The organism is Clostridium sp. RTP31139st1_H3_RTP31139_211217, from assembly GCF_040227035.1.
Taxonomy (GTDB): Bacteria; Bacillota; Clostridia; order Clostridiales; family Clostridiaceae; genus Clostridium; species Clostridium saudiense.
Map to the genome: position 1 here is coordinate 1 of NZ_JBCOAB010000043.1, position 26,897 is coordinate 26,897.

General features: G+C 27.6%; 26 protein-coding genes, 1 tRNA gene and 1 pseudogene. 25 read left to right on the plus strand and 3 right to left on the minus strand.

Annotation, left to right across the window (positions count from 1 at the left end; translation table 11 throughout):
- The first annotated feature begins 424 nt into the window (after window positions 1-424).
- The 12 genes and pseudogenes from ABUA17_RS14725 to ABUA17_RS14780 all read left to right on the plus strand — a co-directional run bounded on the left by ABUA17_RS14725 (window position 425) and on the right by ABUA17_RS14780 (window position 10,995).
- Complete coding sequence (locus ABUA17_RS14725) at window positions 425-2,005, plus strand: alpha-glucoside-specific PTS transporter subunit IIBC (RefSeq protein WP_195951589.1); 1,581 nt, start codon at window positions 425-427, stop codon at window positions 2,003-2,005.
- Between the two features lie 71 nt (window positions 2,006-2,076).
- Window positions 2,077-3,402 carry a 6-phospho-alpha-glucosidase gene (locus ABUA17_RS14730; RefSeq protein WP_195951588.1) on the plus strand — a complete coding sequence of 442 codons (1,326 nt, stop codon included), beginning with the start codon at window positions 2,077-2,079 and terminating at the stop codon, window positions 3,400-3,402.
- 109 nt (window positions 3,403-3,511) lie between these two features.
- Window positions 3,512-4,291 carry a MurR/RpiR family transcriptional regulator gene (locus ABUA17_RS14735; RefSeq protein ID WP_195951587.1) on the plus strand — a complete coding sequence of 260 codons (780 nt, stop codon included), beginning with the start codon at window positions 3,512-3,514 and terminating at the stop codon, window positions 4,289-4,291.
- A 342-nt stretch (window positions 4,292-4,633) separates the two neighbouring features.
- Window positions 4,634-5,299, plus strand: a complete 666-nt coding sequence (locus ABUA17_RS14740; protein ID WP_005211993.1) for a response regulator transcription factor — start codon at window positions 4,634-4,636, stop codon at window positions 5,297-5,299.
- Window positions 5,296-6,741 carry a sensor histidine kinase gene (locus tag ABUA17_RS14745; RefSeq protein ID WP_243275989.1) on the plus strand — a complete coding sequence of 482 codons (1,446 nt, stop codon included), beginning with the start codon at window positions 5,296-5,298 and terminating at the stop codon, window positions 6,739-6,741. The genes ABUA17_RS14740 and ABUA17_RS14745 overlap by 4 nt, the downstream gene beginning before the upstream one ends.
- A gap of 208 nt (window positions 6,742-6,949) precedes the next feature.
- Window positions 6,950-8,308 carry an ABC transporter permease family protein gene (locus ABUA17_RS14750; protein WP_042397341.1) on the plus strand — a complete coding sequence of 453 codons (1,359 nt, stop codon included), beginning with the start codon at window positions 6,950-6,952 and terminating at the stop codon, window positions 8,306-8,308.
- Between the two features lie 11 nt (window positions 8,309-8,319).
- Entirely contained in the window at window positions 8,320-8,952 is a 633-nt protein-coding gene (locus ABUA17_RS14755) for an ABC transporter ATP-binding protein (RefSeq protein WP_005212002.1), read from the plus strand.
- Window positions 8,953-8,999: 47 nt separating this feature from the next.
- A complete protein-coding gene (locus tag ABUA17_RS14760) occupies window positions 9,000-9,362 on the plus strand; it encodes a hypothetical protein (RefSeq protein WP_005212003.1) in 363 nt (120 codons plus the stop codon).
- 333 nt (window positions 9,363-9,695) lie between these two features.
- Window positions 9,696-9,908, plus strand: coding sequence for an NUDIX hydrolase (locus tag ABUA17_RS14765; RefSeq protein ID WP_042397347.1), 213 nt, complete (start codon window positions 9,696-9,698; stop codon window positions 9,906-9,908).
- A 41-nt stretch (window positions 9,909-9,949) separates the two neighbouring features.
- Window positions 9,950-10,264: pseudogene (locus ABUA17_RS14770) on the plus strand (hypothetical protein).
- A 66-nt stretch (window positions 10,265-10,330) separates the two neighbouring features.
- Entirely contained in the window at window positions 10,331-10,669 is a 339-nt protein-coding gene (locus ABUA17_RS14775; RefSeq protein WP_195951586.1) for a hypothetical protein, read from the plus strand.
- 20 nt (window positions 10,670-10,689) lie between these two features.
- Complete coding sequence (locus ABUA17_RS14780) at window positions 10,690-10,995, plus strand: hypothetical protein (protein WP_042397354.1); 306 nt, start codon at window positions 10,690-10,692, stop codon at window positions 10,993-10,995.
- Window positions 10,996-11,249: 254 nt separating this feature from the next.
- Here ABUA17_RS14780 and ABUA17_RS14785 read toward each other — a convergent pair whose 3' ends face one another.
- Window positions 11,250-14,963 (minus strand): M60 family metallopeptidase, encoded by a 3,714-nt coding sequence (locus ABUA17_RS14785; RefSeq protein ID WP_207743368.1) that lies wholly within the window; start codon window positions 14,961-14,963, stop codon window positions 11,250-11,252.
- A 56-nt stretch (window positions 14,964-15,019) separates the two neighbouring features.
- Between ABUA17_RS14785 and ABUA17_RS14790 the strand changes: the two genes are divergently transcribed.
- The 11 genes from ABUA17_RS14790 (at window position 15,020) to ABUA17_RS14840 (ending at window position 23,305) form a co-directional block, all read left to right on the plus strand.
- Window positions 15,020-15,424 carry a reverse transcriptase domain-containing protein gene (locus ABUA17_RS14790; RefSeq protein WP_302537713.1) on the plus strand — a complete coding sequence of 135 codons (405 nt, stop codon included), beginning with the start codon at window positions 15,020-15,022 and terminating at the stop codon, window positions 15,422-15,424.
- Window positions 15,425-15,454: 30 nt separating this feature from the next.
- A complete protein-coding gene (locus ABUA17_RS14795) occupies window positions 15,455-16,000 on the plus strand; it encodes a group II intron maturase-specific domain-containing protein (RefSeq protein WP_052330635.1) in 546 nt (181 codons plus the stop codon).
- Window positions 16,001-16,227: 227 nt separating this feature from the next.
- Complete coding sequence (locus tag ABUA17_RS14800) at window positions 16,228-16,575, plus strand: PepSY domain-containing protein (protein WP_042397360.1); 348 nt, start codon at window positions 16,228-16,230, stop codon at window positions 16,573-16,575.
- 37 nt (window positions 16,576-16,612) lie between these two features.
- Window positions 16,613-17,281 carry a response regulator transcription factor gene (locus ABUA17_RS14805; RefSeq protein WP_042397363.1) on the plus strand — a complete coding sequence of 223 codons (669 nt, stop codon included), beginning with the start codon at window positions 16,613-16,615 and terminating at the stop codon, window positions 17,279-17,281.
- A gap of 2 nt (window positions 17,282-17,283) precedes the next feature.
- Window positions 17,284-18,660, plus strand: coding sequence for a sensor histidine kinase (locus ABUA17_RS14810; RefSeq protein ID WP_052330636.1), 1,377 nt, complete (start codon window positions 17,284-17,286; stop codon window positions 18,658-18,660).
- Window positions 18,661-18,764: 104 nt separating this feature from the next.
- A complete protein-coding gene (locus ABUA17_RS14815) occupies window positions 18,765-19,382 on the plus strand; it encodes a PepSY domain-containing protein (RefSeq protein ID WP_052330637.1) in 618 nt (205 codons plus the stop codon).
- Between the two features lie 160 nt (window positions 19,383-19,542).
- A complete protein-coding gene (locus ABUA17_RS14820; protein ID WP_042397366.1) occupies window positions 19,543-20,274 on the plus strand; it encodes a MerR family transcriptional regulator in 732 nt (243 codons plus the stop codon).
- 347 nt (window positions 20,275-20,621) lie between these two features.
- Complete coding sequence (locus ABUA17_RS14825) at window positions 20,622-20,963, plus strand: zinc ribbon domain-containing protein YjdM (protein WP_042397370.1); 342 nt, start codon at window positions 20,622-20,624, stop codon at window positions 20,961-20,963.
- A 124-nt stretch (window positions 20,964-21,087) separates the two neighbouring features.
- A complete protein-coding gene (locus ABUA17_RS14830; protein ID WP_042397374.1) occupies window positions 21,088-21,270 on the plus strand; it encodes a hypothetical protein in 183 nt (60 codons plus the stop codon).
- Between the two features lie 786 nt (window positions 21,271-22,056).
- The gene (locus tag ABUA17_RS14835) at window positions 22,057-22,947 is read left to right on the plus strand and encodes a polysaccharide deacetylase family protein (protein WP_042397378.1); all 891 of its coding nucleotides are present in this window, start codon (window positions 22,057-22,059) and stop codon (window positions 22,945-22,947) included.
- Between the two features lie 52 nt (window positions 22,948-22,999).
- Window positions 23,000-23,305 carry a hypothetical protein gene (locus ABUA17_RS14840; RefSeq protein WP_042397381.1) on the plus strand — a complete coding sequence of 102 codons (306 nt, stop codon included), beginning with the start codon at window positions 23,000-23,002 and terminating at the stop codon, window positions 23,303-23,305.
- A 56-nt stretch (window positions 23,306-23,361) separates the two neighbouring features.
- Here ABUA17_RS14840 and ABUA17_RS14845 read toward each other — a convergent pair whose 3' ends face one another.
- Window positions 23,362-24,969, minus strand: a complete 1,608-nt coding sequence (locus ABUA17_RS14845; protein ID WP_042397384.1) for a DEAD/DEAH box helicase — start codon at window positions 24,967-24,969, stop codon at window positions 23,362-23,364.
- A 408-nt stretch (window positions 24,970-25,377) separates the two neighbouring features.
- The gene (locus tag ABUA17_RS14850; RefSeq protein ID WP_042397387.1) at window positions 25,378-26,100 is read right to left on the minus strand and encodes a lysophospholipid acyltransferase family protein; all 723 of its coding nucleotides are present in this window, start codon (window positions 26,098-26,100) and stop codon (window positions 25,378-25,380) included.
- Between the two features lie 150 nt (window positions 26,101-26,250).
- Here ABUA17_RS14850 and ABUA17_RS14855 point away from each other — a divergent pair, with 150 nt between their 5' ends.
- Window positions 26,251-26,706 (plus strand): staygreen family protein, encoded by a 456-nt coding sequence (locus tag ABUA17_RS14855; RefSeq protein WP_042397390.1) that lies wholly within the window; start codon window positions 26,251-26,253, stop codon window positions 26,704-26,706.
- A gap of 57 nt (window positions 26,707-26,763) precedes the next feature.
- Window positions 26,764-26,838, plus strand: a tRNA-Arg gene (locus ABUA17_RS14860).
- The last annotated feature ends 59 nt before the right edge of the window (window positions 26,839-26,897 follow it).

The window sequence follows — 26,897 nt, forward strand, 5'->3', positions numbered from 1 at the left end:
TTAACATGAACGTACCCGTATGGGTTATTTTTTTTGCAATTAATTAGTGTTGCACTTGATATTGTAATTTATCATATTCAAAAGGAAGAACAGAAATAATATATTATGGATAATTTATATTATTTTAAAAGTTAATGTATTAATGTTATAAAATAGATCTTTTAATTTTGTCAATATAAAAATATAAAGTTGTGAAAATGTTCTCAAAAAGGAAAGGAGTACAATTTTAGGAATTAAGCCCTAATACTTTAAATTATATTGTAATAGTTTACCTGGTTTGATATCATAAATTTGGCAAAGTAATCCAGAAGTGCTTGTCAAAAATATAATTATGTTAAAGCTTTAATATAGTACTTAAAAATATTATAAGGTATATGATTAAATATCAAATGCGATAAATAGATTATGTGAGGAGGAATATATTATGATGCAAAAAATTCAACGTTTTGGTGCTGCTATGTTTGTTCCAGTTCTATTCTTTGCTTTTTATGGAATAGTAGTTGGGTTCTCAGTTTTATTTACAAACCAAGATATTATGGGGTCCATAGCAATGGAAGGGACGTTATGGAGTAAATTTTGGTATATTATTCAACAAGGTGGTTGGACAGTATTTAATCAACTTCCATTATTATTTGTGGTAGGCTTACCAATTGCATTGGCAAAAAAATCACAAGCTCGTGCTTGTTTAGAATCATTATTAATTTATTTGACATTTAATTATTTTGTAAATGCTATACTTACTGTTTCAGGTTCATCATTTGGTGTTAATTTTGATTTACAAGCTGGAGTTAATGATGGCGTTTCAAGTGGACTTGCAATGATTGCTGGAATTAAGACTCTTGATACAGGAATGATTGGTGCAATTTTAATTTCAGGTATTGCAGTTTATATTCATGAGAAATATTTTGAAAAGAAATTACCAGATTATTTAGGTATTTTTCAAGGTTCATGTTTTGTAGCAATTATAGGGTTTATTGTTATGATACCAACAGCATTTTTTGTATGTTTAATATGGCCAAAAGTGCAAAATGGAATAAGTTATATACAAGGATTTTTATCCTCATCAGGAACATTGGGTGTTTGGTTGTATACATTATTAGATCGTATTTTAATTCCAACAGGATTACATCATTTTATTTATGGACCATTTATGTTTGGACCAGCAGTTGTACCAGAGGGAATAGCATCATATTGGCCACAGCATTTAGCTGATTTTGCAACAAGTGCACATTCTTTAAGAGAGATGTTTCCAGGTGGAGGTTTTGCATTAACATCGTCATCTAAAATATTTGGATCTATAGGAATATCATTAGCAATGTATTTCACTGCTAAGCCAGAGAAGAAAAAAGTTGTTGCAGGTTTACTTATACCAGCTACATTAACAGCTATTATTGCTGGTGTTACAGAACCACTTGAGTTTACATTCTTGTTTATAGCTCCAGCATTATTTGCTGTACATGCTGTATTAGCAGCAACATTATCTGCGATACTATATTCCGTAGGGGTGGTAGGTAACTTTGGTGGAGGATTAATTGAATGGTTCTCATTAAATTGGATACCACTTTTTAAATATCATTCAGATACTTATATAAAACAAATAGTTATAGGATTGTGTTTTACAGCAATATATTTCTTTGTGTTCCGTTTTTTAATAATTAAGTTTAATTTTGCTACGCCAGGTCGTGAAAAAGATGATGAAAAAACTAAACTATATACAAAAGCAGATTATAAATCTAAAAAAATAAATGATGAGCAAATTATAGAAAAGGGTAGTAAAGCATTAAGGTTTTTAGAAGCACTAGGAGGCAAGGATAATATTGAAAATTTAACCAATTGTGCAACTAGACTTCGTGTATCAGTTAAAGATGAAAATAAGCTTCTTTCTGATAGTGTATTTAGAGAAGCAGGAGCACATGGAGTTGTAAGAAAAGGTAAAGCAATACAAATTATTGTAGGCTTATCAGTATCACAAGTAAGAGATGAATTTGAAGAACTGCTTAATTAATAAAATAAAAATAAAAATATAAATATAAATATAAATATAAATATAAATAAGAAACTTTGGAGGTATCAATTATGAGAAGGTTTTCTATAGTAGTAGCAGGCGGAGGAAGTACATTTACACCAGGGATTATATTAATGTTATTAGATAATTTAGATAAATTACCTATTAGAAAAATAAAATTTTATGATAATGATGCAGATAGACAAGCAATTATAGCAGGAGCTTGTGAAATAATTATAAAAGAAAGAGCACCTGAAATAGAGTTTTATGCTACAACAGATCCTAAAGAAGCATTCACAGATGTAGATTTCGTAATGGCTCATATAAGAGTAGGAAAATATGCAATGAGAGAATTGGATGAAAAAATTCCTTTAAAATATGATGTAGTTGGACAAGAAACTTGTGGCCCAGGAGGAATTGCATATGGAATGAGATCTATAGGTGGGGTTATTGAAATTCTTGATTATATGGAAAAATATTCACCGGATGCTTGGATGTTAAACTATTCAAATCCAGCAGCAATAGTGGCAGAAGCAACTCGTAGATTAAGACCAAATTCAAAAATACTTAATATATGTGATATGCCAATAGATATAGAATCGCGCATGGCGAAAATTTTAGGGTTAGAATCGAGAAAAGAATTATCAGTTCGTTATTATGGTCTTAACCATTTTGGATGGTGGACTGATGTTAGAGATAAAGATGGTAATGATTTGATGCCGAGAATAAAAGAACATGTATCTAAGTATGGATATGTTGTTACGGATGGAAGTGCTCAGCATAGTGATGCAAGTTGGGATGATACTTTTGCAAAAGCTAAAGATGTTTTTGCAATGGATCCAGAAACATTACCAAATACTTATTTAAAATATTATTTATTCCCAGATTATGTTGTTAAGCATTCTAATAAAGAATACACAAGAGCAAACGAAGTAATGGATGGACGTGAAAAATTTGTATTTGGAGAGTGCAAGAAAATTATTGAAAATAACTCAACAGAAGGATGTGCAATGGGAATAGATGAACATGCATCATATATAGTTGATTTAGCAAGAGCAATTGCCTATAACACCAAAGAAAGAATGTTATTAATAGTTGAAAATAATGGAGCAATAAGTAATTTTGATCCAACAGCAATGGTTGAAATTCCTTGTTTAGTAGGTAGTAATGGTCCAGAACCACTTGTAATGGGAAAAATTCCGCAATTTCAAAAAGGATTAATGGAAGAGCAGGTTTCAGTTGAAAAATTGGTTGTAGAGGCTTGGATAGAAAAATCATATCAAAAATTATGGCAAGCACTTACGTTATCAAAAACTGTTCCAAGTGCATCAGTTGCTAAATTGATTTTAGATGATTTGATTGAAGTAAATAAAGAATATTGGCCAGAATTAAATTAGTTAAATTTAATATATAAAAGGTATATGTATTGTACCTTTTATATAAAAATGTACTTGTTTGTAATTTATAAATATACTTTGTATAATATAGATTACAGGGAGGTATATTATGAAAATAGAGGAACTAATTAACAACAATTATAATAAATTAAATGAAAATGATATATATATATTAAAATATATTTTACAAAATAAAACCGAATGTTTTAATTTGGGTATTACTGAATTGGCAAGGCGTTGTAATGTATCTAAAACTACAATTTTACGTTGTATAAAGAAATTAGGGTTTGAGGGTTATAGTGAATTTAGAATATATCTAAAATGGAAAGAAAATGATTTAGATAAGACGAATAATAATATTGTTGAAAAATTAATCATAGATATAAATCAAACTATTAATTATTTAAAAGACAGAGATTTTACAGAGATATGTAAATTGATTTATAATGCTGAGAATATTTTTGTTTATGGAACAGGTGCTCCACAAAGAGTTGTTGCACAAGCTTTAAAGCAGACTTTTTTTGCAGCAAATAAGTATTTATATATGATTGAAGGAGAAGGAGAGTTTGAAGGATTAATAGATAAGATAACTAAGAATGATATTGTTATTATAATTTCATTATCTGGAAACACAACTTCTTTAGAAAGTTATACAAACAAACTTTCTTTAAAGGGAGTAGAGTTCATTTCTATTACTAAACTTATAAATAATAAACTTTCAACAAAAACTCAATATAATTTATATGCAACTACATCAGAGTTTTTATTAAAAAGTGGAAGTGAGTATGAGGCTTTTACGATATTTTATATATTAATTGAAGTGTTATTTAGACATTATATTAATTATGAAATAGATATGAAAAATAGTAAGTTAAAAAATGAGTGTTAGATAAATATAGGAGAAAAAATAGGTAACCTCACTTATTACAGATACGGAGAACCGTACCATAAGTAAGTGAGGTTTTTACTGAAATTAGGTTAATAAATAAGGGAATTTGAGAAGGAGAGGGTTGAGAATATTATCATTTAAGTAAGCCTTTATATATAGAACTTTAGTGATAAATTATATGTGGAATTGGTATATAAATAATATTATTAATTTAATGTTAAGAGTGTTAATTTATGAAATTAGCACTTTTATATTTATAATATAATTGAAACTTTATGTTATTATGTATTTATAAAATAAATTCATTTTGATATATATTATATAAAATGGAGGAAAATATAAATGAAAATTAATATATTAATTGTTGAAGATGAAAAAGAAATAAGGGAAGGCGTAAGTGAATATCTAGCAGAGGTTGGATATAGCGTTATAAGTGCAGAAGATGGAATGCAAGCAATAGAATTATTTAAGAATAATAAAATTGATTTAGTAATTTTAGATATAATGCTTCCAAAGGCTAACGGATTTGTTGTTTTAAATAAAATTAGACAAGAAAGCAATGTTCCAGTAATTATGTTAACAGCAATGAGTGATGATTATACCCAAATTATGAGTTTTGATGAAGAGGCAGATGATTATATTACAAAGCCATTTTCAATAATAGTTTTACATAAAAGAATAGAAGCACTTCTTAGAAGAGGAGTAAAAGTTAGTGAAAATAAAAAGTGGTGTTATGGAGATATAGAAATTGATTTTGAAGGATATTCAGCAAGAAAGAATGGCGAAAATATTGATTTAAAACCTAAGGAAATAAAATTAATAGAGTTATTATTAAAGTATGAGGGAAAGGTTTTAACAAGAGCACAAATCTTAGATAATTTATGGAGGATTGAAGAAGCACCAAATGATAGGGTTATTGATGTATATATTAAAAATATAAGAAAAAAGTTGTTATTAGATTGTATAGTAACAGTTAAGGGAATTGGATATAAATTTGAGGAGCAATGATGAATAAGTTAAAGCTATTTTCAAAAACATATATATTTACCATGGGTATAATAAGTGTAATAATTTTAATTTCAAATGTTTTAATTTATTTAGCATTACCCAAGGTATATGTGAATAATAAACAAAAGGAAGCTGATAAAATTATTGAAGATTTAATTGAACAAGTAAATAAATCTGATAATAAGGAATCATTTAAGATAGCAAAGAATTTTGCTGAAAAATATAATATTCAAGTTTTACTTACTATAGGAGATGAAAAAAGGGTATTTCAAGGTTTGCACAAAGTAGATATATATGTTAATGAAGAGGAAATTACAGAAAACTCTTTAATAATTCCTAATTTAAGTGGTGAAAATATTATAGAAAGGTTTGATGATGAAAATGGAGAAATATTCGGTCAATATATTAATATAAATAATTTATCAATAATAAAAAGTAGGGACTTTAAAAAAAGTAATGATGTAAATGGAAGTGCTAAAATAGTAATGGATTTAGAATCATTCACAGAAACAAGAGATATTATATTAAAAATACTTCCATATTCTATTTTTATAAGCTTGCTTATAGCACTTATTGCATCATATATATATGCAAGAAAAATTACAACTCCAATAAAAGAAATTTGTGATGTTACAAAAAAAATGGAGAATTTAAATAAAGAAGCCTTTTGTGAGGTAAAAACTGAAGATGAAATAGGAATATTAGCAGCTAATGTAAATAGTTTATATGAAAATTTATTAAATACAATTGTATCATTGGAAGAGGAAATAAAAAATGTAAGTGAATCTGAAAAAATTAAGGTGGATTTTTTAAGAAGCGCATCACATGAGCTTAAGACACCACTAATGAGTATGTATATAATGATTGAAAATATGCTATATGATATAGGAAAATATAAAAATCATTATATATATTTAGAAAAATGTAAGGATATAGTTAGTGAATTAAGTAAAATGGTTCAGGAAATTTTAGATACTTCAAAACTTAATATAATAAATAATAAAAATGAAAGTGTATTAGATTTAGGTAGTTTAGTTCAAAAGAACATAGAACCATATAAATTAATAGCTAAGTCAAAGAAAATTAATATTAAAATGAATTTAAAAGAGTCTTTTAATATTAAAGTAGATGAAAAATTATTTACTAAAGCAATCTCTAATATTATTTCTAATGCAGTAAATTATACTGATGAGGGAAAGGAAATAAGAATATATATAAAAGATAAAAAACTTATTATAGAAAATGATTGTAAGCCAATTTCAGAAGAACATTTAGCACATATTTTTGAGGCATTTTATAGAGTTGATTTTGATAGAAATAAGAGTAGTGGGGGGAATGGGTTAGGATTATACATAGTTCAACAAATTTTAAAAATGTATAATTTAGATTATTCTTTTAAATCAATATTAACTGGAATGAGTTTTGAGGTTGATTTTAATTAAATATTTGAAATTTGTTCATGTTTAATAAAAAATAAAATAGTTGAAAAATAACGGGTATTAGATTAATAATATCCTTATTTTTTTATAAAAAATAATTTAATTAATACGATTCTTAATGAATTTTATAAACTTAATTTTTAAATTTCATAAATATTTCATATTAGGTTGATAGAATGTACTCAAGTTAATAAACAAGGAGGACATAAATATGAATGTATTTAAGAGATCAATATTATATATAACAAGAAAAAAAATAAAAAGTATTATTATGTTATTTATATTATTTGGAATAGCAACGGCAGTTTTAAGTGGAATTTCAATTAAAAAGGCAGCAAATATAGCAAGACAAGATTCAAATAAGGATATGGCAAATACTTTTGAATTACAAGCTAATTTTGCGGGTAATTTTGAAGGAACAATTCCAGAAAATTTAATTGATAAGGTTTCAAAGGTAGAAGGTGTTAAGAATTATGATGCAGCAATTCAAGGAGCTGGTTTAGATTTAGAAAATGTAAATTATATAAAACCTGAAAAAAATGTAGTTCAATATAATGATGATTATAAATATGAAAAACTTTTTTCTGTAGAAGCACATAAAAGTTCAGAATATGATACTAAGTTTATAAGTAAATCATTAAAGCTGATTGATGGTAGACATATTGTTGCTACTGATAAAAACAAGGTATTAATTCATAAGGATTTAGCAGAAGCAAATAATTTAAAAGTTGGAGATACTATAAAAGCAACAAAGAGTGCTGGAGATTTTAATGCATCAACTTTATCTAAAAGTGATTATGACCTTGAAATTGTAGGTATTTTTGAAAGTGAAAATACTGAAAGAGCTGGACATAAATTAGAAATGCCAGAAAATCTTTTAATTACTGATGTAGATACTATTAAAACTTTATATGGATATTCAGATGGAAATGTAAAATATACAAATGCTACTTTCAATACAGATACTGATGTAGATAAAGTAACATCAAAATTTAAAGATATTCCTACTGATTGGAATAAGTATACAATAGTAAAAAGTGAAGATACATTTTTAGCTTTATCTAAGTCTTTTGATTCTTTAGATAAGATTATAAATATGGTTTTAATTGGAGCAATAATAGCTGGAGTAATAATACTTTCATTAGTGTTAGCATTTTGGATTCAAGGAAGAGTTCATGAAACCGGTATATTACTTTCAATAGGAGTTTCAAAGTTTAATATTATTTCTCAATATATAATTGAATTATTACTTATAAGTATATTAGCTTTTGGAGGATCATATTTCTCAAGTAAGGTAATTTCACAAAATATAGGAAATACAATAGTTGCACAAGCAGGTAAGCAAGCGGTTCAAGACGTTCAAAGTGGATTTGGAGGATTTTCATTAGGAAATGATGTTAATAGTTCTTTAGCAACTCGTACAGTAGATGAAATAGATGTAAAAGTAGAGGTTGAAGAATTAATTTATGTATATGTTATAGGAACAGTTATTATCATACTTTCAGTAATGGCATCATCAGCATCAATAATTAGATTAAAACCAAAAGAAATATTATCCAAAATGAGCTAGGAGGAAAATAAATGTCAATTTTAGCATTAAATAAAGTTAATTATTCATATAAAAATGGAAAAAAAGTTTTAAATGATATAAGCATGGAATTTGAAGAAGGAAAACTTTACGCTATTTTAGGGGCTTCGGGTTCAGGAAAATCAACGTTATTATCACTATTGGCTGGATTAGATGAACCTAGAAATGGCGAAATATTATATAATAATCAAAATATAAAAGTAAAGGGATACGAGAATCATAGAAAAAGCAATATTTCATTAATATTTCAAAATTATAATTTAATTGATTATATGACACCTTTAGAAAATTTAAAAATAGTTAATCCCAAGGTGAATAAGAAAATATTAAACAATTTAGGGTTAGCTGATGATGAAATTAATAGAAACGTATTACAACTATCAGGGGGACAGCAACAGCGTGTTGCCATTGCAAGAACACTTGTTACAGATTCACCAGTAATATTAGCAGATGAGCCAACGGGGAATTTAGATAGTGATACAGCTGATGAAATTATAGAAATATTAAAAACAAGTGCACATAAACATGGAAAGTGTGTAATAGTGGTTACTCATAGTAAGGAATTAGCTAAAAAAGTAGATGTTGTACTTGTTCTAAAAAATAAAAAACTAACACAGATTAATTAATAAAAATTATATTATTAACAATAAGTTTTTAGAAGGAAGAATTAAGTATGAAAGTAAAACATTTTAAAGATGCAAATTTAATAAGTAAAGTACTATATGTTATTTCAATAATTATATTAGCATATACATTATTAACTATATATAATTCACATGTATATATATTATCACTTGTAGCATCAGGTAAGATTGTGGTAAGTAAAAGTATATTAGTGGTAATAACATATTACATTAATTCATCATTACCGTATGCATTTTATTCAATAGCAACATTTTCTATGGGATATATTATCAATGAATTAAATGTTAAAAGGGAAGTAGAAAAAGATATAAAAACTGATTTAGAAGACTTTAATAAATTAAATGAAGATGATAATGAATTAGAAGAATTAATAGAATATTTAAAAGATTAACTAGCTGTTAAGGATTAATTTAGAAAGCTCTTGATATTCACTTGAGAAAGTTATTATGATGTTAGGGTAATGGGCAAGATGGTAAGGGATAACAAGCAATTGGATATAAAGTAAGTTTTGAGAAGGAGTATCAGTTAAGGGTGCTCCTTCTTCTTTTAGGTTAAGAAGTTTTGGAGCAACTATGTTGAATTTGAACATTACTATATAGAATAATATGGGGATGTAGATCATAATTAAATTATAATTTTAAAAGTATATTAGAAAAGGAGAAAAGTAATGAGCAAGTTTACAACCTAACTTAACACCGATACGGAGATTCAATTACATAGTCCAATGCATACTCTTCTTGAAAATGTAGGTCATGAAGTTGAGAATATAGATTTTATATATTTTGAAAGAGCATTTTCTAATGAAGTTAGACCACAAAAGGGAGAAAGCAAAGAATTATATTGGTTTACTAAAGAAGAAATTGAAAGTAATGATACTATAAAACCTCATGTTAAAGTAATGGCATTAGATGCATTACGTATTTTAAGTAATATATAAATATATATTATGATTATGTAGTATATAAGGAGGTTGTATCTATGAATAATGAGATTATACGTAGAAAAATGAAAGAGTTTCCGTAATGGAATGATAGAAATGGTTGTTATACAGATGAAAATTGTGATTTAGAAGAAGTACCAAGAATGACATATGATGATTCAGTAAAATATTTCTTTGGTGTGATGAATGATGATTTCTACTATAACATAACAGATAATATTTTTGAATTATCTTATGAGGAAGTAATTAAATATGCTAAAGATAATAACTTCTATGATTCAACATATGAAAAATTAAATCTGTTAATAAATAATGATAAGCCAACAATAGAATTTTATAAAAGTTTACTTTAGTAAAGCTCTTACTTGTATTTAGATATGCAAGTAAGAGTTTTTTATATGTAGAAGGGAGAAAGTATAATGAAAAAAGTTTATAATGAAAGTCAATTAGTTAAATTAAATAGCATACCAGTAGAGGTTATTGAATTCGTAAGAGAACTAATAATTATATTAAATGAAGCATATGGAGAGGATAGGAATGTAGAATCTGACTTAGGTGGATATGTATTAATAGCAGAAAATATAGTAGATATCGAAATATTGAAACAAGATAAGTTACAATGTTTAGTGCCAGAATATACTGATGTAATAGAAGTTATGAATGGAGAAAATTATACTTCAAGCTTATACTTACTTTCTAGCGATTTTTCAATTGTAGTAGTATGTACTGAAGAACTTTCTAAGTTCCTACTGGAATAAGATAAGGAGGTAGAATTAATGTGAGTAAGAAGAGTGAAGAAAAGATAATCAAGGAAACTAAGTACTGCAAGATAAAAAGCCAAGGAAAAGTTGGAGCAGGAGAATACACATACTCAATAGAGAAAATCTACATCAAAGAACTAAAGAGATACGAAGTAAGGTTCTGTGTCTACAAGGCTACTAGAAGAGGTGACGAAACATACATTCCAAGAAGTCTTGATGTAACGGAGCTAGAACTAATAGAGCTAATAAAGGAGTCAATAAGAGAGAAAGTATTTTCAGAAGAATTCATTGAAATGTTAAAACAAGAAATAAACCAAATCTAAAAGTCTTAATTGCTACAAGTATAGTGATTAAGACTTTTTTACATTTAAATAAAAGTATAGAAAGAGGGAGTATAAATGTTTAATAAAGATAATGTATTTATTACAGTTAATGAAGAAGTTTCTTCAAGGAATTAGGTATTAAGTATGATGAAAATATGAGAATAATAATAGTTAAAAATAATGATAAGTTAAGAAGAATTTAAATTGATAACAAAAAAGAAATTGGATTAATTGTCCAATTTCTTTTTTGTTATTTATTTAGACTTTGTAATTTTTCTTTTTGTTAAAATTAATCCCAATACTACTAATAGCAATAACGATAAAATAGCTATATATTTTGATAATGAATTTACCGTTGCAGGAATATCTTCTATATTTTCATTAGTCTCATTATTACTATTTGTATCTTCAGAAATCATCATAGTTTCTGGATTAACTTCAAAGTCTTCTGCTAAAGTTTCAGTCATTACTGAGTTTTCCACAGGTTTTTCAGATTGACCTTGAGGTGCTTCAGGTACTACTGAAGTTTCAATAGGTTTTTCTACTGGAACATTAGATGTATTTGGTATATTAGTAGTTCCATCAGGTTTTTCCGCTGGAGCATTAGGAGTACTTGGTACATCAGGAGTTTCTCCAGGTTTTGTTTCATCATTAACTTTATTTGATAATACTATTATTTTTCTTTCGACGATAATAGTGTTATTATCACTATCTGTTACTTCATATTTTACAGAATAATCTCCTTCAGTTAAGCTAGTTAAGTCTAGTGTAGGTAATTTTAGTGATTTTATTAAATCTCCATCTTCTAAATCTGTTACACTTACTCCATTAGAAAAATCAAATCCCTTACCTTCACCTTCATTTATTACTATATCATCTAATCCGGTTATTACTGGTAATTGATTTGTTACTGTTACTATTCTATCTACAGTTGTAGTATTTCTATCACTATCAGTTACAGTATAAGTTAATGTATAGTCTTCATTTGTTCCTGGAGTAGGCTTACCCAATTCTCCAGTTACATTTATTTGTAATCCAGTTGTATCAATATCATCACTGTAGCTAACTCCATTCATCTTATTAAAGGTGTCAACTTGTCCAATTCCTATTTTTATATTATCAGCACCATGTATAACTGGTGGATTTGATTTAGCAGGAGCTTTTCCTTTATAAAAGACACCATCTGTAGATATCATATTAAGAGCTATTTCTTCATTTATGGCACGAACCTCTATTACATGCTGACCTTCATTTTGCATATTTAATGTAACTGAAGGTTCTCTTAGTGATCCTGTTAATTTAACTTTTTCCCACTTACCACCATCTACTCTGATTTCTACTTCAACATCTTTAGCTACATATATATTACTTTCTTTTCCATCAAAACAATACATAAAGTAACCAGTAGTTGTATTGTATGTTGCACCATTTACAAAAGCACCATTAGAATCTTTTGACCAATCTCCTTCGTATTGTATAAAACTAGAGTCTTGAGCTATTACATTTTTAACATTTGTTTTATTTGATAACTTCACTTCTGCAACTATTGTTATATCACGGCCATCTCTATTATTTAAAGCACTAATTTTTAAGTATTTAGCTTTTGTTTGCGGTAATGATATTTTTATGTCTGCAGGAGCATTTGAATTATCTTTTCTTGTTTTATCTTCATATATTTGTGTCCAAACAGTTTTATCTCCATTATATTCATCTGCTATAAATATTTCATAATCTCCTATTACGCCAACATGGTCATATGTACGTGTATATATTTCTAGATTATTAAAAGATTTTTCTCCACCTAAATCCAATATATATTCATGTGGAAAAGGTGTTTTATTAGAATTATCATAAGATGAGTGGAAATATGTACTTATATCTCCATCAACTATATTTTCTTTATTACCTTCATTATGAGAGTTTGGATCATTATTAGGAACAACTCCTTGTGGAGTACTAATAACTGTTAATCCTTTTACTGTAGTTTCATCTGCTGTTGCTAAACTTGATGGTCTAATATACTCAGGATCTGGCATTACATAATTTCTATCAGTAATTTTACCTACATCATTTAAGTTAGAATAAATCTTAGTTATTGATTTCCAACTAGTATCTCCTGAAGTTTTTCTAATATTTACATCAGCCCATCCAATACCGCCAGTATTTTTAGCTACCAATGTATATTGATAAATTTTATTAGCTTCTAAATTTACAGTAAAGCTAGTTGATTTGGCTCTGCCTTTATTATCTGTTTGCTGTGCAAGCTTAAGTGCATCATCAACATTATTTGCATAATCATTAGTTATAGATTGTAGTGTTGTTCCATCATCTAAATGTATTTGAAAAGCAGCTCTATCATCTCCAAAAGCTTGGAATTCATATTCTCCAGCTTCATCTACCATAAAGTATCCTTTACTTCTAGATAATCTATCACCTTCTGCGGAATCAATTCTCATTCCAGTTGATGTTGAACTTCCATATGGTGTACTTGTTGGTAAAACGTCTAAAGCTTCGTAAATATCCCATTTAAGTATATCAAAATGTTCTACAACACTAGCATTATAATCTAGAGCTATAGTACAATTTAACTTAGTTTCATGACTTATTCCGTCTTTTTCAACTTTAACTGTTAATACAAATTCATCTAATGCATTTTCAGGCATTGATGTACTAGCTAAATAATCATATTTACCATCTTGTCTTAATTGTAAAGTTCCATATTTTGGCTGAGATACATCTATTACAGTTACATTACCAGGTGAAACTAAACTTTTTTGGAAGTCAAATGTATAACCGCTAGATGGAATATAGAAAGGTCTACCTGTTTCTCTTCCTACTTCCCCCATTGCATACACACTTTGCACTGGAATAGTCTCTTTATATCCAAGAGCTTTTATCTTATCAATGGTTTCTTGTTTTAATGGCCAACGTAATTCTTTTTGTATATACCATGTATAATCACGTTCACCAGCCACACAAAATCTATATGCCATATCATCATATCTATCATCTCTCTTCAGTCCGCCTTGACTTTCAAGCTTATAATCATATGGTGGAATATATATTCCGTTAAAGGTTCCTCCCTCATAAGTTGATTTAATAACATTAACATAGTTTATTGGTCCAATTTCATGAGCAAATGTACTAAACATAAAGTTACCTATATTCGGTACACCAGGATAGTACTGAACGCCTTCAAATATTTGTTGCTTTAAACTACTATATGGATCTGCAACCTTATTCCAATCATCGGTTCCATTTTCTCCTCTAGAAGCTGCTATATTAGTATATAAAATATATGATGCAGCACTTAAAGCATTATTAGTTATTTCAGTAAAATCAGTTCCAAGGCCCCATTCATCAGAATATGAACTATATCTTCTTTGATAATGGTGATTTATTTCATGTATTATTCCCCAACTTCCATTTTTCACTAGACCATCATAATCAAATGCATCTTTTGACCATTCTGGTGGTAAATTACATGACCAGCTCCATACATTTGCATATGCTATACCAACGGTTATATATTGGTCAAAAGTAAGAGTCATTGGTGTTGTTCTATTTTCAAGTCCCATTGTATTGGCACTTAAGGCAGTTACATTTGTCCAAAACTCTGCTGCTTTTTGTGGATCTTCAATATGACGAATAAATTTAGCTGGAAGTATAAATCTTAAATAAGGAGTTCTTATTTCAGCAAATATACCTGGTGCATCTTTTGCAACTTTCCATTCTTCAGATGTTGTTTTACCTAAATCATAATATGGTGTATCAACTACCCCTTTAATATCTACCTCAATATTTGCGCCTGAAGGAACAGATTCAGCTATTTCTATAAAGACCATTCCTCCAAAAGGTGTACCTACTTTAGTTTCGGTTTCACTAATAGAGAAAGTTTTTCCTAAATACGGCATACGATTTTCGTTACTATGATTATAATAATATTCTTCTGCATCAACCATAGTCATACCTACGCTAAGTTTAATTTTTCCTTGCTTAGCGTATTTTAAAGCTTCATCATTTAATGTTACATTTAATTTATGATGAAAATTTCTCAGAGAATAGCTTTGGATTCCGCCCTCGCAGAGGTGTAAAAGATGCAATAAGGAAAGCTGAAAGTTATATTAACGAAGGTTATACATGGGTTGTAGACATAGACTTAGAGAAATTCTTTGATAAAGTAAATCATGATATTTTAATGTATAAACTATCGAAAGATATTAAAGATAAAAGAGTTTTGAAACTAATAAGGAAGTATCTGCAATCAGGAATAATGATTAATGGAATAGTAACATCAAGCGAAGTAGGAACGCCACAAGGCGGACCACTAAGTCCGCTATTATCTAATATTATGCTAGATGAATTAGATAGGGAGTTAGAGAAAAGAGGACATAAATTTTGTCGCTACGCGGACGACTGTAATATTTAAGTAAAGAGTAAAAGAGTCGGAGAGAGGGTTATGGAAAACATAACCAGATTCATTGAAGGTAAACTAAAACTCAAAGTAAATATCAACAAAAGTGCAGTTGAAAGACCTTGGAAAAGAAAATTCTTAGGGTTTACACTAGGGATTATGTTTGGTAAGGCATATTCAAGCATATCTAAACAATCATTAAGGAAGCATAAAGATAAACTCCGAGAAATATTATCAAGGTCAAAACCGATGACCTTAGAACAAAGAATAATTAAGATAAATCAAGTTAACATAGGTTGGATTAATTATTATGGAATAGCAAAGTGCAAAGGTATTGTTGTTCAATTGGATAAATGGATTAAACGGAGATTAAGAATGTGTATATGGAAACAATGGAAGAAGGTTAAAACAAGATATAAAAACCTTAATAAATTAGGACTTAATCACTATCAAGCAATAAAATTCGCCAACACCCGTAAAGGATATTGGCGAGTAGCAAATAGTGTTATATTAAATACTACACTAACAAATCAATTCTTTAACGACTTAGGCTTGAAAAGCCTAACGCGTCAATATATTAAAATTCATTAAACTTAAGGAACCGCCGTATACCGGACGGTACGTACGGTGGTGTGAGAGGACGGAAAATAAAATAATTATTTTCCTCCTACTCGATTATATTTATGTTAATAATATTATTAAAAATATAGTGATGAAAAAGATTAAAAAATTTTAATCTTACTTTCATTCCTACTTCATGAAAAAGAGAAATCAATATTATATAATTCATAATACAGATTAAGATAAGGAGAAACAAAATGAATAAATATTTAGAAACAGCAAGAGAAATAATAAAAAGAAACAAGAAAAAAATGGTAAAAAGAATTTCAATATTATTAGTTTTAGGTGTTGCAGTATGTGGTATAGGTGCTATTACTGTATATAGTATAGCTAAATCTAATATTAATTATACAGTTGATGAAGCAAAGGTAATAGCACTACAAGCGGTTCAAGGAGACATATTAAAGGTTAGGAAAAGCTTAGAGTTAGATAATCTTAGTTTTGAGTATAAATTTAAAATAAAAAATTCAAATAATATTCTTATAGAAGTTAATGTGGATTCTAACTTGGGGGTTATTACAGATATAGATAATTATTATGATTAAACATTATATATAAGCGTATTATAAAGGAGGAAGTATAGTGAAAAGCATATTAATAGTTGAGGATGAACCTAATATTTCCGATTTTGTAAAAGGGGAATTAGAATATGAAGGGTATGATGTTTGTATTAAGGAGGATGGTAGAGAAGGGTTAGAAGAGGCATTAAGAAATGAATATGATCTTATAATACTGGATGTTATGCTTCCTTCAATGAATGGATTTGAGATATGTAGAAGACTAAAGAGAGAAAAACAATCTCCGGTAATAATGCTTAGTGCAAAAGATAGTGTTATGGATAAAGTTAATGGGCTTCAAATAGGTGCTGATGATTATATTGCTAAGCCATTTGCAATAGAGGAGTTACTTGCACGTATTGAAGTGGTTTTTAGGAGACAAGATAGTTTAAATAATTCTATAGTAAAGTTTAAGGATATTGTAATTAATAAAAGCTCAAGAAGTGTTAAAAGGAATGGTAATGAAATAAGTTTAACTAATAAAGAATATGAACTATTAATGATATTAGTAGATAATAAGGATAAGGTAGTTACTAGAGAAGAGCTTTTAGAAAAAATATGGGGCTATGGGTATGAACCGGAAACTAATGTCACAGATGTATATGTAAGATATTTAAGAACAAAATTAAATAATGAAAATAAAGAAGAATATATACAGACAGTTAGATCAGTTGGTTATATTATGAGGGGTTAGTAATGAGAACTAAAAAATTACCTGTATTTTTAGAAATTATGAAAAGTTCCTTTTTTATAATAAGTTTAATTTTGATTATATATACAATTGGTCAATTAATTACATTTTGGATATTTACAGATGAGTATGAAAAAGATTTATTAGAAGCTAAATATAAAGAGATAAGCAGCTTATCTAAGGATATAAACATAGAAATATCTGAAAATGGGTTTTATGAATATTTACAACAGTTAACTAAGGTTGATGATGATGAATATATTAGGATTTACTCAACAGATAAAATATATTATGAATCCCCATCTGAAATATGGGAAGAAATTAAATTTGACTATGTAAATCAAGATATTATAATGGGATCTAAGATTTTTGATTTTGAGATATATATGGTAATAACAGGACCAATAGAGATAGGAAATTCTCAATATACGATACAAATAATTAGAGAAAATGAGATGTTTCAGGAATTTACTGAAAACTCCTTACCGATTTTAATTTTTACTTTAATTTTAGGATTAGCTTTAAGTGGTATAGGAGCTATGTATGTTTCGAAGAACTTTATAAAGAGACTTAGAAGGCTTACAACAACTATGAATGAAATAAAGGAAAAAGGAATTAATAAAAGAGCTGAAATATCAGATTTAAATGACGAAGTAGATAAAGTAAATATAGTTTTTAATTCAATGATGGATGAATTAGAAGAGGCATTTCATGAGCAAAGTAGGTTTGTATCAGATGCATCACATGAATTAAAAACACCATTAACAGCACTTCATGGACATTTAAGTATGCTTAAAAGATGGGGAAAAAATGACAAGGAACGTTTAGAAAAATCTTTGGATATATGTTTAAAAGAGGTAGAAAGATTAAAAAAGTTAGTAAATGATATGTTATTACTATCTAAGGCAGAAAAATCAGTAGTAGACTTAAATAAAGTAGATAAGATTGATCCTGTAATATTAGTTGATGAGGTTATAGAACAATATAGATTTTTAAATCCAAATGTCACATATATAGTTAATATTGATGAAAATATAAGAATAAAAGTTGAGCCAAATGATTTTAAGCAGTTATTAATTATATTTGTTGATAATTCAATAAAGTATAACAATAAAGAGAATGTTGAAATTTCAATAAGTATAAGAAAAGAAGCTAGTGCGATAAAATTAGAAGTTAAAGATAATGGAATTGGTATACCAAAGAATGAAATTGATAATGTAAAGAAAAGATTTTATAAAGTTGATAAATCTAGAGTAAATAATAATTCTTTTGGAATTGGTTTATCCATTGCAAACAGAATAGTTAGCAATTATAACTCTAAGATTTATATAGAAAGTGAATTAGATAAATATACAATAATAAGCGTATATTTTAAGGGATAAAAGTAGGGAAAATTAATTATCTATATTTAATGAAAATTTTATAATATTTTGGGATATCATAGATAAAAATATTAATAAAAAGATGTATATAAGTGGAGGATAAAATGAAAAAGGCAAAATTAGCAGCAATTATGATAATAATTTCTATTAGTTTAGTAGGGTGTAATAACTCAGGTGTATCAAATTCAGGTGCAACGAATGAGAGTACAACAAATCAAAATACAACAAATCAAACTGAAACAAACTCAGGTATAACAAATAATGAAGTTGTTGGGGCTAATAAGATAACAATTGATCAGGCTAAAGAAATAGCACTAAACCATGCAAAATTAACAGCAGAGCAAGTTTCATTTATTAGAACTGAAAGTGAATTTGATGATGGAATAGAAAAATATAATATAGAATTTTATTATAATAATCAAAAATATGATTATGATATTAATGCGGTTAATGGACAAATAATTCAATATGATTTAGAAGGAGTTATTAATAATAGTCAAAATAATTTAAATAGCACAGCTAATATTTCAATAGAGCAAGCAAAGGAGATTGCATTAAACCATGCAAATTTAACAAGCAATCAAGTTATATTTTCAAGAACAGAATTAGATTATGATAATGGGATACAAAAATATGAAGTAGAATTCTATTATAATAATAGAGAATATAGTTATGAAATAAATGCTAATACTGGAGATATATTAGGGTATGAGCAAGATTAATATATTAAGAGAAGGTGCCACTCTTTAGAGAGAGGTGCCTTTTTTTAGTAGATAATTTAAGCTTAAAAATAGTATTGACTCTAACGTTACGTGATAAATTAAAATTATATTTGTAGCTAAGATAAACAAAATAATTTATGAAAGGAGGTATATAAAGCTAATGAGGATAAGCGAAGTAGCAAAGTTAACAGGAATAACGGTAAGAACATTGCACTATTACGATGAAATAGGGCTATTAAAACCAAGTGAAATAACAGAGGCTGGTTATAGGTTATACTCTAGAGAAGATCTGGAAATATTACAACAAATACTGTTTTTCAGAGAACTAGATTTTCCTCTAAGTCAAATAAAGGAAATAATGAATAATCCCAATTATGATAAAGAAGAAGCACTTAAAAAACAAAAAGAATTGCTAATTCAGCAACGACAAAGGATAGAAGGATTAATAAAATTAATAGAAAAAAGAATAGAAGGAGATAATAATATGAGCTTTAAAGAATTTGATATGAATGAAATAGAAGAAAATAAAAAGAAATATGCTAAAGAGGTAAAAGAACGTTGGGGAACTTCTAAAGCGTATGAAGAAAGCGAAAAGAAAACAAGTAGTTACAATAAAGAAAAATGGGGAGACATTAATCAAGAGACAAGTGAGATATTTAAGGGGTTTGCTGAATTAAGAAATTCTGATCCAGGAAGTGAAGAGGTGCAAGAATTAGTTAGAAGATGGCAAAAGTATATTACTGATAATTTCTATACTTGTACAAATGAGATATTATCTGGATTAGGTTTAATGTATGTGGAGGATGAAAGATTTAAAGAAAATCTAGATAAGAATGGTGAAGGAACTGCTAAACTTATGGCAGAAGCAATAAAGATTTATTGTTCAAAATAATATGACACTTAAATGACACAAAGGAGGATTATTATAAACACATAAAGTAGTTAATGCAAAACAATTAATGATTAATAATAATCCTCCTTTTGAAATATAAAGGCGCCTAACACGAGAGTCCCCCTTAAGTGTTAGGCTATTTTTATATTTTAAATAAAAAATAAGATTTAAATGAGTTATTTTGAGTTTTACGGATAATAATAGTAATGATTTTTAATAATAGAAATAAGTAAATTAAAGGAATTGACAACGGTTTGTCAATAAAAGAATAGTATGATAGTATATATTAATGCATAGGATACTAATATGTAGTTAAATAACGAGATAGCAATGGAGGAAATGAAATTATGTTACCAAACTGTCCAAAATGTAATTCAGAATATACTTATGAAGATGGAAATCTTTTAATTTGCCCAGAATGTGGTCATGAATGGACTGCTGCAAGCCAAGCGGCTGAAGAAGAAGCAAGTGTTATAAAAGATGCTAACGGAAATGTTTTAAATGATGGTGATACTGTTACAATAATCAAGGATTTAAAGGTTAAAGGTGCTACATCAGCATTAAAGCAAGGAACAAAAGTTAAGAATATTCGTCTACTTTATGATGTAACAGATGGTCATGATATAGACTGTAAAATAGATGGATTTGGAGCAATGAAGCTTAAATCATCAGTAGTTAAGAAGATATAATTAGAGATAATATATAAGGACTGTTTATATTAAAGTTAAGCAGTCCTTTTTACTTGTAGTAATATAAAATTTATATTGTATGATATAATTAAAATAAAAATTAAGTTTTTGGAGGCGATAGTTTATGTTCACTAAGGAAGAACTTTTAGTAATAGAAGATGCTTTAAAAATAGCTGATGAAAAGTACATAAAGTTGCTTGATGAAAGCAAAAATAATAAGAATAAAATGGTTGCATTTAACAGAAAGCAAAAGAAATTATGGTTAGTTCAAAATAAATTAAATAAAATACTAAAAGAAGAAGTCTAAAAGTATTATTTTATGGTATCTAGTATAAAAACTAGATACTTTTTTTATTATTAATTTGATTTATGGGGAAAATTAATTAAAATACTTAATTTATAAGTTTATATCCATCTATAAATTTTATTATACAACATCTAATTTATTAATTTCTTACCATGTATTTAATAAATATATATACACCTATTTTTATTAAACGATAATTAATAATACAGGGAGATAAAATAATACAAATGAACACTAAAATTAGTAAAATGTTGATTTATTTAACATAATGTAGTATTTTGATATTTTTTGAAAAAAATCCATTATAATACATAAGAAAATTTGTAAAAAAATGTCTTCACCTCTGTTTTTATATAAATTCTATAAATAAATTATATCCAAAATAAGTAAAAGAATAATAATCAATAAACTAATTCAATTTATTGATTATTAAGAATATTTTCAAAATAAATATTGTAATATTTAATAGAATATTTATTTTAAAAACAAAAACAAGGTGATTTATATTTTAATAAAAAAACCAATATATATATTATTATATAATATAAAATTTATATAATAATATAAAATATATGAAATTTTAAAGCAAAATATGTAAAATGCAGTAAAAAAGAAATGAGTAAAAATTATATAAATAAATTTAAAAATAAATGCTAGTGATAATAAAAAATGAAATATTTATAAAAAAATCTTTCATAAATGAATTTGTATAATTTATTTACAAAATTAAACATTTAAGATAGAATTACATAAGTGAAAAAATAAATAGATAAAGGGGAATATAAAATGAAAAAAAGATTTATAGCAATTACATTTTTATTGTTGATAACTTTTGGAATGATAGCTTGTGGAAAAAATGAAGTTTCAAAAGAGGAAAATATAAATGAAACAAATCAAGAACAAGCAACAGGAAGTCAAGAAACTACTGAAGAACAGCAAGAGAATCCTAATAAATGTGGTAATACAGAAGAGCAAGATCAAGCTCAAATTGAGTATATAAATATAGCCCCAGAGGAGGTAAGAATACCTATTCTTATGTATCATTCAATAAGTGATGAAGATCCTAGTAATAACTTATTAGTTCCTCCTGCAATGTTTGAAGAGCAAATGGCATGGCTTGAAGCTAATAATTTTACTGCAATGAATTTAGATGAAGCTTTAGAAGCTATGGAGACTGGAAAAGTACCTAAGAGACCTGTTGTTATAACGTTTGATGATGGATATGCAGATAATTATAGTAGTGCTTTTCCATCATTAAAAAATCACAATTTAAAAGCTACTTTTTTCATAATAACTGATGGAGTAGACAATGGTTATTATATGTCATCAGATAATTTAAAAGAAATGCAAGCTGCAGGAATGTCTATAGAAAATCATACGGCAAATCACTTAGAATTAAATGGATTGTCAAAAGAAGATGCATATGATTCAATTAAAAGAGCACAAGACTATTTGAGAAATGTCATTGGTTCAGATGGAAATTATCTTTGTTATCCAGTAGGAAAATATAATGATGAAACTATTGCTATAGAAGAAGAGTTAGGAATAAAGGCAGCAGTAACAACTCAAGGGGGAATAGCTTCGATAAATGATGGGATTCATACTTTAAAGAGAGTTAGAATATCGCCAATGAGTATTGATAGCTTTGCTTCAATATTTTCAGAGTATATTAATTAAAGATAAGCTATACTATAAATGACGAAAAAAATAATACTTTGGAGGGATAGTAGTGGCAAAAATAACAAGTAAAAATAACAGTTTATTAAGAGATTCAAGAAATAAAGTTTCACCTAAAGTATATAATCTTTTACTGGATTTAGTTAATGATGACAAAGAAGAATTAGCGGAAATTGTTTTAAAAATAGATTATTTAATAGAGTATGCTAATAGTGCAGTGAAAGCAAAGGATTATAGTGAAGCATTAGAAACTATTCAAAGAGCAGAAGAAAGAATAAAGTTAATTAAAAGAGAATATTATGATGTAAGTCATTTAGAATACTTAATTGAAGGTGTAAAATTAAAGATAAAAAAATAAAACAATGCCCTATAGATAGAAACATCTATAGGGCATTGTAATTATATTAATATAAATTATTTAGAAGATCTTTTGTTTCTGCTTCTCTTTTTGTTGTTAGTTGAAACTTCAACGTTAACTCTTCTCTTATTGATTTTTCCACCAGTACACTTTTCAAGTACTTGCATGTGAATAGCATCATCAACATTAACAAATGCGAAGTTTTCCATTATGTCTATGTCTCTTATTTGAGAAGCTCCTACTTTTGCATTATCCTTAATGTAATTGATTAAGTTTTTAATAGTTAAGCCATCTCTTCTACCAGCTGAGAAGAATAATCTAACGTCATTTCCCTTAACTTTAGCTGGCGCTTCAAGTTTATCAGTTGAGTAATCAAAAGATAGTTGATTTTTAAATTGGCTTTGAAGTAATGAAGCTATAACTTTTACAGAATCATGAGTTTCAGTTAATTGAGTAGCAACATTAACAAACTTAGAATAGTCTTCAGCTTCAATTATTGAAGAAACTTCTTCTGTCATTGCTTTGAACTTAGCATCGTATATTTCTTGAACTGTAGGTACTTGTCTTTTTTCAATATTACCTTTAGTAACATTTTTAATTTGTTTAAGGAATCCAAATTCTTTAGGAGTAATTATGCTGTAAGCAGTTCCTTCACGACCAGCTCTACCAGTTCTACCAATTCTATGAACATATGATTCAATATCTTGAGGTAACTCATAGTTAAATACGTGAGTAACTCCATCAACGTCAATTCCTCTTGCAGCAACGTCAGTAGCAACTAAGAATTTTAAAGAACCATTTTTGAACTTAGCTAAAGTTTTCATTCTTTGAACTTGAGACATGTCTCCGTGCATACCTTCAACCATGTATCCTCTTGCTTGCATTGCAGCAACTAAATCATCAACACCTTTTTTAGTTCTGCAGAAGATGATACCAGCAGATGGATTATCAAGATCTATTAATCTACAAAGTGCTTCTAATCTTTGAGATCCGTTAACTTCAAAGAAGTTTTGTGTAATTGTAGATCCTGTCATTTCCTTTCTTGCTATAGCGATATGTTGAGCATCATCTTTTAAGTATTTTTTAGTTAATTTCTTTATTTGAGGAGGCATTGTTGCAGAGAATAAAAGAGTTTGTCTTTCTTCTGGAATGCTCTTCATTATTTCTTCCATATCATCAATGAATCCCATGTTTAGCATTTCGTCTGCTTCATCTAAAACTAAGAACTCTACTGAAGATAGCGGTAAATTTCCTCTTCTTATATGGTCTAAAACTCTACCAGGTGTACCAACTACAATGTTAGCTCTCTTTAAATCTCTAGCTTGAAGATGAATTGGTGCACCACCGTATACAGCAACGATGTTTAATTTTTCGTACTTAGTTAATTTTACTAATTCATCGTGTACTTGTATTGCTAATTCTCTTGTTGGAGCTAGTATTATTGAACCAATAGCATTTTTTACTGTTAAGTTGTTTAATATAGGTAAGCCAAATGCTGCTGTTTTTCCTGTACCAGTTTGAGCTTGCCCTATAATATCAGTTCCCGAAAGGGCAACTGGAATTGCTTCGGCCTGAATTTGAGATGGTGTAGTAAAACCTAAATCATCAATAGCTTTTACTAAAGTCTCCTTTAAGCCTAAATCATTAAATGTTAAATTCGTCATATAGTATCCTCTTTTTTCATGTATTTTTTTATTTATTTCAAATTATTTAAATAATTATCTCTCATCAATCGACTTTATTAAGTATATAGCAAAAATATAATTAATGCACTAAGTATTTATTGTAAAATATGAAATAGTTGTTTATTTTTCATTTAATAAAAAAATGGTAATGTTTTCATTGGCAAAAATAAAAATTCCACAAAAATATAATTGACAATTGGCCGAAAATAGTTCAAAATATGCAATGGAAATAGTCATTACTTAAATTTTAAATATTGTGTTATTGTGTCATGGAGTATGTGGGAAGTTTATCTACCTATGTACTCTATTTTTTTACAATAAAAAAGATGAGATTGACCTCATCTTAATATAACAGGTCGTACAACTCTAAACTTGTACGACCTGTTTTTATTTAGATAATTTAGATGCAATTATATTTTGTACTTTCTTAGGTAATTCATCTTGTTCTTCTTTAGTTAAAGAAGCTGTTTCTATAGCGGGATGAATATATAAGTTTACAGTAGCTGGTTTAAACCAAGGACCATCACCATGTTCCATAATCTTATAAGAACCATCCATAGTAACTGGAATTATAGGACTCTTTGATTTTGTTGCTAATTTAAAGCTACCTGCTTTAAAGTCCTTCATTGGACCGCCTTTACTTCTTGTTCCTTCAGGGAATATAACTAATGAATGACCTGCTTTTAAAGACTTAACGCCTCTAATTATAGCCTCACCTGATTTTCTAAGATTACTTCTATCCATGAATATACAATGCATAAAATTCATCCAAGTTCTAACTAGAGGGATTTTTTCAACTTCAATTTTTGAAATAAATCCAATGACTTCAGGAATTTGAGTGATATATATAGGAATATCAAAGTTACCTTGATGGTTACCTACAAACAATACTGTCTTGTCTTTAGGGATATTTTCAACACCATGAACATTAACTTTTACACCAGCTATTTTCAACAATGAATTAGCCCATGTAGTAGTACATTTATATATTAATGCTTCACTTTCGTCTATTCTATTTTTTTTAATTAAATATTTAACTCTAAATGTAAATGGTACGCTTATTATTAAGCTTAGAAAAAACCATATGTACCAAATTATAGTTCTAATCATAATTTTGCCACTCCTCAAATTTAAATGTTAAGTAAAGTATACTATAAAGTATATATAAAAAGTAATATTTTTGAAGTAAAAATATTAAACTAAGTAGTAATATATTCATATACTAATCTTAAAATTAATTTATTTTGGAGTAAAAGATAAATGTTTAAATTTAATCCTAAAAAATTAAAGGTTATATATAGGGATGAAGTAGATAGGAATAAATTAGAGATTCCGAGAAAGTATACATTAACACATAGTGATAGAACCGGAAATTTATTTTTAACTATAGGTAAAACTTATGATTATAAGAGTATTGATTATAATATAAGGGATGAAGTGTTAGCTTTTTGGGAAAAGAGTGATAAATATTATTTAAAGGTAAAATTAGAAGTAGATAATGGAAGTTCACTTCCAAAAATAATAATAAGGAATAAGATATTTAGAGAGGATTTACCACTTGCTCTTAATGCTATTGTATATGGAGATAAAATGCTATTTGAAAATAATAAAATGCTGTATAAGGCGCATATAATAGTGTATTTTAAATCAAAAAATGAAAAGTATAATGTTATAGAAGATTGGGGTGAAATAAAGGATTATAAATATAAAGAATAGTAAGTAGAAAAAATTGACATAAGCAAATGAGTGTAATAAAATATACTTATGGATCTTGCTCTCATAGTTTAATGGATAGAATAGTCCCCTCCTAAGGGATAGATACAGGTTCGATTCCTGTTGGGAGTACCATATAAAGCAAATAAACGGCTAAAACACTAACGTTTAGCCGTTTTTGTTTTGTAAAATAC